Here is a 9005-nt window from a genome sequence, read left to right as displayed (position 1 = left end):
GGCCTTCGCGGTCTGCTCGGCCAGCGCCTTGACCTCGGAGGCAACCACGGCAAAGCCGCGGCCGGCCTCGCCCGCGCGCGCCGCCTCGATGGTGGCGTTCAGCGCCAGCAGATTGGTCTGGCCGGCGATGGTGCTGATCAGCTCGACCACGTCGCCGATGCGGGCGGCGGCCTTGGAGAGCTCGCCGACCCGGTCGTTGGTCCTGCTCGCCTGCCCCACGGCCTCGCTGGCAATCCGCGCCGATTCCTGCACCTGGCGGGCGATCTCGCCGACAGAGGAGGAGAGTTCTTCGGTCGCGGACGCAACCGCCTGCACGTTGGCCGAGGCCTCTTGAGAGGCGCTGGCGACCTCGGTGGAGAGGTCCTGGGCCCGCGAAGCGGTCGTGGTCAACGTGCCGGCCGAGGCCTCCAACTCGTTCGACGCCGACGACACGGTATCGACGATCTCGCCGACCGCCTGCTCGAACTGGTCGGCGAGCCGGACCATGTCTTTCTTGCGGCTCTCCGCCTGCCGCGCCTCGACCTCGACCTGCTCCGCGCGCAGGCGCTCGGTGTCGACCATGTTGGTCTTGAACACCTCGATCGCCTTGGCCATGTCGCCGATCTCGTCGGCCTTGCCGCGGCCGGGAATCTCGACCTCGAGATTGCCGCCGGCGAGCAGCCCCATCGCGCGCGTCATCGAGGTCAGAGGACCCACGATGCTGCGGGCGATCAGGAAGGCGACGATCAATCCGAACAGGACGGCGAGGCCGCCCGCGACGGCCTGCACCGAGGTCGTGCCCTCGATCACGGCTTCGGCGGTGGTGCGCGAGTCCTTGTAATCCTTCTTCAGGGCGGTTTCCGCGACCTTGAGCTTGCCGATGCTCTCGACGATGAGCGGCGCGAGGTTCTTGTGGTAGATCTCGTCGGCCTGGAGCATCGCGGCCGACGTCGTCTCGAACGCCGATTTGTAGATTCCGAGCGAGGTCTTCACCGGCGCGAGCGTAGCGCGCAATTCGGTCGCCTGCGGGCTCTTTTCCAGCGCCGTGAGCCGCTGCATGGCCCTGTCCACATTCGTCCTGAAGTTGGCAGGACCCTTGGTGTCGCGCAGGGCAAGGAAACGCCAGTTGGCGATCTGGACGAGAAGCAGCCTGGATTCGAGGTCCGCAACGAGGGCCGCGGTGTCTTCGTCAACGGCCGCGCGCGCCGCATCGACCAGCTTGCCCATCTTGACGGTCAGCTCGTCGCCGCTCGGCAGCAACGTCGCCTTGCCCGTTCTCGCCTCGTTGACGGCGTCACCGAGATTGTCACGCAGGCTTCGCATCCTGGCGATGTCGGTGATCAGATCGTTGTAGAGCTTGCGCCGCTCCTCGGAGGCGGTCCCCTTGGCCCCGACCTGCAACAGCTCGGTCGCCGCGGTTTCCCGTTCGGAGGCTTCCTTCATCGCAGGTTCGCTGGCGTCGTAGATGTAGCGCAGATTGGCCCGCTGGATCGCCTGGAGATGGGTCGAGATCTCCAGAACCCGCGCCGTGCTGTCCGAGAACGCCGAGAGTTTTGCGACCTGATCCTGCACGGCCCGCAAGTTCCAGACGGCGACCACCGCCATCAMCAGACCGACCGCCACCAAGGCCATGAATCCTGCGTACAGGCGTCCCCTGATCCGCAAACGAAATTTCGGCATTCCCACTGTCCACCCAGATGCATGTGAATTCGAGCGGCCGAACGTCCGGCGATCGTCACCGGCCCCCCTGGCAGCCGCGAGTCGCTTCTCGGCGACCTACGCTGCACCGCGACACAATGGAGGACACTCGTTAATTGAACCTTCTGATTCTTCGCGCCTGCGCGCACAGGCCCGCACAAAACCTGCTGATTTTGTCGGCAGTTGCGCAAGGTTTTGGCGCAAGGCCCGCAGGCGCATGCAGATCGCTGCATGCGCCGCCCCGGTGGACGTTCGTCAGGCCGCCCCTGCGTCATTTTGCCAAGCGTTCTCGACCGCTTCCAGCGGAGCCGAGGCAACGCGCCGCGTCCCTTCCGATCCGATTTTTCGCGGCGATCTTATGCAGCTCGTATGCAATCTCCGACCGGGACATCCCGCAGTCCTGCAGCTCCCGTTCGGTCATGGCAGCGAACTGACACCGGGCCCGGGACCGCTCCCGCCGGACCCGCATGATCTCCACCAGCGTCCGCCAGGCCCGCACGACCATCGACGACCGTGACGGACCGGGTCGGTCGGCGGACGCGACGTCGTTCGATCCGGTCAGCTCGCAGCCCTCACGGGTGTTTGCGGAAACGGGCCGAGCGCCCTCTCGGTCAGGATCGAGTCGCAATATTCCCGGATCTCCTTGATCTTGCCGCCCTCCAGGCGAAACACCAGGCAGTAATCGTTGTCGTAGCGCACGCCTTCCGGCGTGACGTTGTCGCCCTTGGCTTCGACCACGACGATGTCGCCATCGGCGATGAAGCGGTGGGCAACGGTGCGCGTCCGGTCGCGCAGGCGGGTGCGCACATAGCCGTGCAGATCGTTGAGGATCGCCTCCTTGCCGGTGAAGGTGCGCGACCAGGAATACTGGCCGGTCACGACCCATCTGGCGTCGTCGGCGAGGCTGGCGGTGAACAATGCGCGGTCGCGCGCGGAAGGATCGGGGTTGGCGGCGGCGGCGAAAATATCCTGCATCAGTTTCTTGTTGGCAGCAGTGCTCATGGCAGCATCTCCGTGTGTGGCCTCGTGGAGATCATCGTCCGCCGATCAGCATTCTTCAAATCGATAGCGAATATGATATCTATTCACCCCATGAATTTGAATTCGCTTGACCTCAACCTGCTGACCGCACTCGACGCGCTGCTGCGCGAGGCCAATGTCAGCCGCGCGGCCATGAGGATCGGCCTGTCACAGCCGGCGACGAGCCACGCATTGCAACGCCTGCGCGACATCTTCGGCGACCCGCTGCTGGTGCGCACCGGCGCGCGCATGGAGCTGACGCCGCGGGCGCAGGCCCTGCGCGCGCCGCTGGCACAGGCGCTCGATCAGGTGCGCGGGCTGTTCGTGCCGGATGAATTCGACGCCGCGCGCAGCGAGCGGCAATTCCGCCTGATGATGCCGGATCTCGCGGTCGAGCTGTTGATGCCGACCTTGATGGAGAAGGTGACGCGGGCCGCGCCCAATGTCCGTGTCGACGTGGTGCCGTGGCGGGGGCCTGCGATCTTCCACGCCGAGTTCGCCCGCACCATCGACCTCGTGATCTCGATCGGCAACGCCTTCAAGGGCTTTCACCGCCATCTGCTCTACACCGACAGCGACGCGCTGGCGGTGCGGCGCGGCCATCCCGTGGGAGCCAAGCTGAGGCGGCGCGAGACGTTCCTGGCCGCGCGCCATGTCGGCGTGATCATCCGGGGCAATAGCGAGGACCTGATCGACACCTGGCTGCGAGCCAAGGGCATCGAGCGGCACATTACCCTCGTCGTGTCAGGCTATCTCGAGGCGCTGCACGTCGCCGCCCGCACCGACCTCGTCGCCTTCGTGCCGCGCCGGCTGATCGCGGCGCTGTCGAAGCAGCTTGGCCTCGTCACCGTGACCCCACCGCTCGACCCCGGCATCGACGAGCAGTTCATGTTCTATCCGACGCGAGCGCAGATGGACCCCGGCTCGATCTGGCTGCGGCGGCTGATGCTGGAGACGGCCGGGACGACAGCGGAGAGTTACCTACGCCTTCTGCGCGTCCATCACCTTGCGTACTGCCGGCCGGTCCGACATCCGCTTGAAGTGATCGGCGATCTTCGGCGTGGCGTTGATGTCGACGCTGTCGCCTTCGAGCCAGGTCGACAGCGTGTAAAGATAGGGATCGCAGATCGTGAACTGATCGCCCATCACCCAGGGTCCCCTGAACATCTTCTGCTCGATCAGGGCGAAGCAGGCGCCCATGGTCTTCGGAACCATCGCCTTCATGTCGGCGAACGAGCTCTCCTGTGTCGCCCAGCGCGCGCCGCGCATCTTGTGCGCATGGTTGATGTGCACGGTCGAACAGAGATAGGAGTTGAACGACTGCACCTGGGCGAAGTCGAAGGGATCGTCGAGCGGCGCGAGCTTCGCCTTGGGAAAGGTCTGCGCGATGTAGGCCAGCATCGCCGGCGTCTCGGTGAGGACGCCGCGGTCGGTCACCAGCGCGGGCACGCGGCCTTTCGGGTTGATGGCGAGATAGTCCGGGCTATTCTGCTGATTGTCCTTGAAGCTCAGCCGCTCGGCCGCGTAGTCGGCGCCGGCCTCTTCCAAGGTGATGTAGGTGGCGAGCGCGCAGGTGCCTGTGGCGTAGTAGAGCTTGAGCATGTCGGACCTCATGGGAAAATTGGAAACTAACGGCTGCCGGCCCCGAGGTCCATAGCACGACATCCTCTTCGCAGTTGCCCACATCCGCCCGCCTGTGCCAAGACGCACACAATTGGAGGGGTTTTTGTCATGACCGTACTCATCGCCGGTGGCGGCATCGGCGGGCTGACGCTTGCGCTCAGCCTGCACGGAATCGGCGTTCCCGTAAAAGTGTTCGAGAGTGTCGCGGAACTGAAGCCGCTCGGCGTCGGCATCAACGTGCTGCCGCATGCGGTGCGCGAGCTGATCGAGCTCGGGCTGATGGACAAGCTCGATGCCAGCGGCGTGCGCACAAGCGAGCTCGCCTACTTCTCCAAGTACGGCAAGCCGATCTGGAGCGAGCCGCGCGGGCTGGAGGCCGGCTACAAATGGCCGCAATTCTCGATCCATCGCGGCACGCTGCAGCAGCTCCTGCTCGACACCGCGATCGAGCGGCTCGGCCGCGACAACATCCTCACCAGCCACCATCTGACCGGCTGGAGCGAAACCGCCGATGGCGTCCGCGCCGATTTCGTCGACAAGGCGACCGGCAAAGCCGCAGGCACTTACGAAGGCGCGATCATGATCGCCGCCGACGGCATCCATTCCGCCGCACGAGAAAAGCTCTATCCCGATGAAGGACCGCCGATCTGGAACGGTCGCATCCTCTGGCGCGGCGTGACGCCGGCAAAGGCATTCCTCACCGGCCGAACCATGATCATGGCCGGGCACGAGATCCTGAAATTCGTCTGCTATCCGATCAGCAAGGTGCCGGATGCGGCGGGCAACCATCTGATCAACTGGGTCGCCGAGCGCCACATGCCGCCGACCTATCAGTGGCGGCGCGAGGACTATAACCGCACCGCGCGGCTGGAGGAGTTCTTGCCGTGGTTCGAGAGCTGGCAGTTCGACTGGCTCGACGTGCCCGGCCTGATCCGGAACTGCCCGCACGCCTATGAATATCCGCTGGTCGACCGCGATCCGGTGTCGCGATGGACGTTCGGCCGCGTCACACTGATGGGCGATGCCGCGCACCCGATGTACCCGATCGGATCGAACGGCGCCTCGCAGGCGATCCTCGATGCCCGCGTCATCACCCGCGAGGTCCTGGCGCATGGCCCGACGCAGGCGGCGCTGCTCGCCTATGAAGCCGAGCGGAGGCCCGCGACCACCGACCTCGTCCTGCTCAACCGCAAGAACGGCCCCGAGCAGGTGATGCAACTGGTCGAAGAGCGCGCGCCCGACGGCTTTGAGGTCGTCACCGATGTGCTGTCGCAGCAGGAGCTGGAAGACATCGCCGCCAATTACAAGCGCGTCGCGGGGTTCCAGGTGGAAGCGCTGAATGCCAAGCCGCCGATCGTGCCGCGGCACGCCGATGCGAGACGCGCGAGCACCTAGGTCGTTGCCCCACACTCCGCCATGCCGTTGACGGGCGCGCGTTACGCGGAGCGACGGCCGCCCAACGTCGACGACATCCGCTTAAGCTTGTTGAGGGCGCGGATAGCGTAACCGAGCCCGACGGGATTGGTCTGGCGCATATTCGAGCAGCATAAAGAAGGCCCACCGCGCCGGTATCATCGCACCACCCGCGCCGCTTCCAGCAGCCGCTCGCTGGCGGTCGCGGTGGCAAGCACGGTGCCATCCTCGGTCATCAGCTTGGCCTCGACGAAGGCGACGGTCTTGCCGAGCTGCGTCACCCTGGCCTCGGCGATGATCGGGCCGGGCTTGGCGGGGCTGAGGAAATTCACGGTCATGCTGATGGTGGTGGTGTAGAGCCGGCCCTCGCTCATCACCAGCACGGCGGGGCCCATGGTGTCGTCGAGCATGGCCGAGAGCATGCCGCCCTGGATGAAGCCCGCTGGATTGCAGAATTCGGGCTTGCCCTCGAAACCGAGCTTGATCCAGCCCTCCTCCGGACGGGCATCGAGCAGGCGCCAGCCCAGCAGCTCGGCGCAAGGCGGCCTGGGAAAGTTGTCGAGCGCGGTCTTGACCATCGGGGAGCCTCCGTGTCGCCCCTGTTAACGCGGCCCTGCTGACAGCATGGTGTCAGGAGGATGCGGCCGGCGGAAGGTCCAATCCGTGCGCGATCACCTTGCGCATGACGTTGGGCAGTGCTTCCCCGGCCAGCGTCGCGATCGGCACCCAGCGCATGCCCGCGGGTGCCCGCGTGCGGGCTTCGGCCTTGGCGGTATAGACCACCAGTTCCAGCGGAAAATGCGTGAAGACGTGGGTGACGACGCCCACCCTGCGCTGCCAGCGCGACAGTCCCTTCAGCGCGGGCGCCTGCTGCTTCGCCGTCGCGTCCTCCTGACCGGCGAGCCAGTCCGAGCCCGGCACTTCCGTCATGCCCCCCAGCAAACCCTTTTCGGGCCGGCTGCGGACCAGCAGCTCCTCGCCGCGCGTCACCACGAAGGCAGCGCCCCRCCGCAACGTCCCGCTCTTCTTCGGCGCCTTGCGCGGAAACGTCTCCTGCGTTCCCTGTGCCCGCGCCAGGCAATCCTCATTGAGCGGACACAGCGAACAGGCCGGCTTCTTCGGCGTGCAGATCGAGGCGCCCAGATCCATCAGCGCCTGCGCGCTGTCGCCCGCGCGAGACGTCTCGTCGCCGGTGCCGGAATCGGCAAGGAGCGTCGCCGCCAGTTGCTGGATCAGCGGCTTGGCCTGCGGCAGCTCCTCCTCGACCGCGAACAGGCGCGACACCACGCGCTCGATATTGCCGTCGACCGGCATGGTGCGGCGATCGAAGGCGATCGCCGCGATCGCAGCCGCGGTGTATGGCCCGATGCCCGGCAGCGCGCGCAGCCCCTCCTCGGTGTCGGGAAAGACGCCGCCATGCTCGCGCGTCACCGCGACCGCGCAGGCATGGAGATTGCGCGCACGGGAGTAATAGCCGAGCCCCGCCCACATCCGCAGCACGTCGTCCTGCGAGGCCCGGCCGAGCGCCGTGACGTCAGGCCAGCGCGCGACGAATTTTTCGAAATAGGGCCCGACCGCCTTCACCGTGGTCTGCTGGAGCATGATCTCCGACAGCCAGACCCGGTAAGGGTCCGACACCTCGCCGAGCCCGGCCCGCCAGGGCAATCGGCGGCGGTGGCGGTCGTACCATTGGAGGAGCAGCGTCGGACGCGACGACACTTCCGGCTGCACCGGTTCCGGCTTGGCCTTGAGGACAGATCTCGGGCTCATCCCCTCAGTGTAACGAGGTCACGCCAATCTCTCCACGTCATGCCCGCGCTCGTCGCGGGCATCCACGTCTTTCTTCCGCGAAGAACGTGGATGGCCGGGACATAGGCGAGCGGAAGCGACGCCGTCCTTCGGACGGCTATGCCGGCCATGATAGCGAAGCGCCTGTGGCTCGCGCTTCGAGGTGGTATAAGGCCCGATGTCCAAATTCCCCCCAAAGCCCGGCCCCATCAGCGCCAAGCCGCTGTCGCTGCTGCTCAACGACGTCTTTGCCGAAGCATATGCCAAGCAGGGCTTTGCCGCGCGCGAGTTGGTGACGCGGTGGGCGCAGATTGCCGGGCCGGAGATCGCGGCCCATGCCGAGCCGCTCAAGATGCAATGGCCGCGGCCGGTGGAGGGCCAGCCGCAGGAGCCGGCGACGCTGGTGCTGCGGGTCGAGGGGCCGATGGCGCTGGAGATCCAGCATTCCGCGGATGTGATCCTGGAACGGGTGAACCGCTTCTTCGGCTGGAGCGCGGTCGGCAAGCTCGCCTTCCGCCAGGCCCCACTGTCCCGCGTCCGGCGGCCAGCGCGGCCCGGCCCGCCAGACCCCAAATCGGTGGCCAAGGTGGAGGAGAGCCTGGGCGACATCGAAGATGAACAGCTCAAGTCGGCACTGGCGCGGCTCGGCGCCGCCATCAAGCGAAATTGAGCCTCATTTCGCGGCCAATCTGGACCGGTTCCTGCGGCCCGCCATTGCCTCAAACCACGTTTCAAGCTAGCGACAGGCCGCCCAAACGGGAACCTTGATAAGGACCTTGGGGCAAGACCACGCCAATTCGGGAGCCGACCTTGATCATCACCCGCCGCGCCTTCACCACGATGCTGTCGCTGACCGGGCTTGCCGCGGTCGCCGGGTTCTCCCCCTTGCGGTTGATCTCCGAAGCCATGATCCCTGAAGCCATGGCGCAGGCCGCCGGCGATGTGGCGAAGCCGGTGTCGCTGCCCGACATGGCGCTCGGCCCGAAGGACGCCGCCGTCACCATCACCGAATATGCCTCGATGACCTGCCCGCACTGCGCGGCCTTCAACGAGCAGGTGTTCCCCAAGATCAAGTCCGAATACATCGACACCGGCAAGGTGCGTTACATCTTCCGCGAGTTCCCGCTCGACATCAAAGCCGCCGCCGGCTCGATGCTGTCGCGCTGCATCGCCAATGGCGATGCGCCGAAATACTTCGCGGTCACCGACATGCTGTTCCGCCAGCAGAACGACTGGGTGATGAAGAACACCACCGAGACCTTGACGCGGATCGGCAAGCAGGCCGGCCTCACCCAGCAGCAGGTCGAAGCCTGCCTGAAGGACCAGGCGCTGCTCGACAAGATCGCCGCCGACCAGAAATACGCCAGCGACATTCTCAAGGTCGATTCGACGCCGACCTTCTTCATCAACGGCGAGAAGATCAAGGGCGAGACCTCGTTCGAGGAATTCGCCAAGAAGATCAATCCGCTGCTGAAGAGCTGATT

8 protein-coding genes and 1 pseudogene are annotated in these 9005 nt (G+C 65.9%); 4 read left to right on the top strand and 5 right to left on the bottom strand.

Features of this window, described 5'->3' with window-relative positions; translation table 11 throughout:
- Together AC1D00_RS24930 and AC1D00_RS24925 are read right to left on the bottom strand one after the other, a co-directional pair.
- On the bottom strand, window positions 1-1659 hold a 1659-nt coding region (locus tag AC1D00_RS24930), incomplete at its 3' end, for a HAMP domain-containing methyl-accepting chemotaxis protein (protein ID WP_477012473.1).
- Window positions 1660-2235: 576 nt separating this feature from the next.
- Window positions 2236-2679 (bottom strand): nuclear transport factor 2 family protein, encoded by a 444-nt coding sequence (locus AC1D00_RS24925; RefSeq protein ID WP_477012472.1) that lies wholly within the window; start codon window positions 2677-2679, stop codon window positions 2236-2238.
- A gap of 90 nt (window positions 2680-2769) precedes the next feature.
- Here AC1D00_RS24925 and AC1D00_RS24920 point away from each other — a divergent pair.
- Window positions 2770-3654 (top strand): annotated as a pseudogene (locus AC1D00_RS24920) (LysR family transcriptional regulator); the annotation flags it as partial.
- A gap of 24 nt (window positions 3655-3678) precedes the next feature.
- Here AC1D00_RS24920 and AC1D00_RS24915 read toward each other — a convergent pair.
- Window positions 3679-4299, bottom strand: a complete 621-nt coding sequence (locus AC1D00_RS24915; RefSeq protein ID WP_135177865.1) for a glutathione S-transferase family protein — start codon at window positions 4297-4299, stop codon at window positions 3679-3681.
- Between the two features lie 129 nt (window positions 4300-4428).
- On the opposite strand from AC1D00_RS24915, the gene AC1D00_RS24910 reads away from it, so the two are divergent.
- The gene (locus AC1D00_RS24910) at window positions 4429-5715 is read left to right on the top strand and encodes a flavin-dependent oxidoreductase (RefSeq protein ID WP_477012471.1); all 1287 of its coding nucleotides are present in this window, start codon (window positions 4429-4431) and stop codon (window positions 5713-5715) included.
- Window positions 5716-5891: 176 nt separating this feature from the next.
- Here AC1D00_RS24910 and AC1D00_RS24905 read toward each other — a convergent pair whose 3' ends face one another.
- Both AC1D00_RS24905 and mutY read right to left on the bottom strand, forming a co-directional pair.
- Window positions 5892-6311, bottom strand: coding sequence for a PaaI family thioesterase (locus AC1D00_RS24905; protein ID WP_027543644.1), 420 nt, complete (start codon window positions 6309-6311; stop codon window positions 5892-5894).
- 52 nt (window positions 6312-6363) lie between these two features.
- Window positions 6364-7503, bottom strand: coding sequence for an A/G-specific adenine glycosylase (gene mutY / locus AC1D00_RS24900; protein ID WP_477012470.1), 1140 nt, complete (start codon window positions 7501-7503; stop codon window positions 6364-6366).
- Window positions 7504-7699: 196 nt separating this feature from the next.
- Here mutY and AC1D00_RS24895 point away from each other — a divergent pair, with 196 nt between their 5' ends.
- Together AC1D00_RS24895 and AC1D00_RS24890 are read left to right on the top strand one after the other, a co-directional pair.
- Window positions 7700-8191, top strand: coding sequence for a DUF721 domain-containing protein (locus AC1D00_RS24895; protein WP_027543646.1), 492 nt, complete (start codon window positions 7700-7702; stop codon window positions 8189-8191).
- A gap of 140 nt (window positions 8192-8331) precedes the next feature.
- Window positions 8332-9003, top strand: coding sequence for a DsbA family protein (locus AC1D00_RS24890; RefSeq protein ID WP_404558503.1), 672 nt, complete (start codon window positions 8332-8334; stop codon window positions 9001-9003).
- Window positions 9004-9005 lie beyond the last annotated feature (2 nt).

The organism is Bradyrhizobium sp. P2_E8 (assembly GCF_056403875.1).
Note: the sequence above shows the minus strand (reverse complement) of the source record. Positions and strands in the feature narration are given on the sequence as shown.